General features: G+C 23.6%; 1 protein-coding gene and 1 pseudogene. One reads left to right on the top strand and one right to left on the bottom strand.

The genetic code is table 11. From position 1 onward, the window contains the following. Positions 1-64 (bottom strand): annotated as a pseudogene (locus LRB30_RS05805) (ribonuclease H family protein); the annotation flags it as partial. 390 nt (positions 65-454) lie between these two features. Between LRB30_RS05805 and LRB30_RS05800 the strand changes: the two are divergent. Continuing rightward, positions 455-719 (top strand): plasmid maintenance protein (locus LRB30_RS05800; RefSeq protein WP_231020158.1); only part of this gene is annotated, 265 nt, incomplete at its 3' end.

The following is a 719-nucleotide window of genomic DNA, read 5'->3' as shown; positions in this document are numbered from 1 at the left end:
CCCAGGATTTGAAAATAATTTTTTCATTACTATTAATCAAAATACAGGCATAATATTTATTCATATGTTGTTCATGTTTTTACTCCTTGTTTGAATTTATAAATATAAGTATATAGCAAAAACTATTTTTGCCAATTTTTTTACAAAAATTTTTACAAAAAAATAGGGCTTAGCTAGATTCTCTTATTCAAAGAACTAAGCTAAACCCTTGTATTATTTTTTTGCAAATTCAAACAAGGTAGTTAAAACTGAAAAATATTCAAATAACTACACTGCTTGTAGTATAGCCCAACTTAGAATTAAAATCAATTTGTATTTTTACCAAACTACAAAAAGTATATTAATTTAACAAAATTAATAATTAAAATTTAATATTTTTTAGTAAAGTATTTACTTTTAAATCAAAATTTTGCATTATAATAGTAATTATTAATAGTTCAAACAAGGAGAAAATATGAAAGGTTTTCTAAATAATACAAAAAGTCCAGCCTGTCGCAACAAACACCAACACAAATTAATATCTCTTACTTCAACGCTGAATTACCTAAACAAAAAAGATAAGAAATACACGCAACAAAACATACTTTATTATTTTAATGAAAATCTTAAAAGAAATGGCCTAGCTCCCACTACTTTAAGAACAATGCAAAATTATATTTACAAATTAGAAAAAGTACTAAACGTTACAACGAATTACTACCAACACATGGGAATAAATT

It is taken from the genome of Borreliella americana, from assembly GCF_021043605.1.
Classification (GTDB): Bacteria; Spirochaetota; Spirochaetia; order Borreliales; family Borreliaceae; genus Borreliella; species Borreliella americana.
This window is presented reverse-complemented; position numbering and strand designations above follow the sequence as displayed.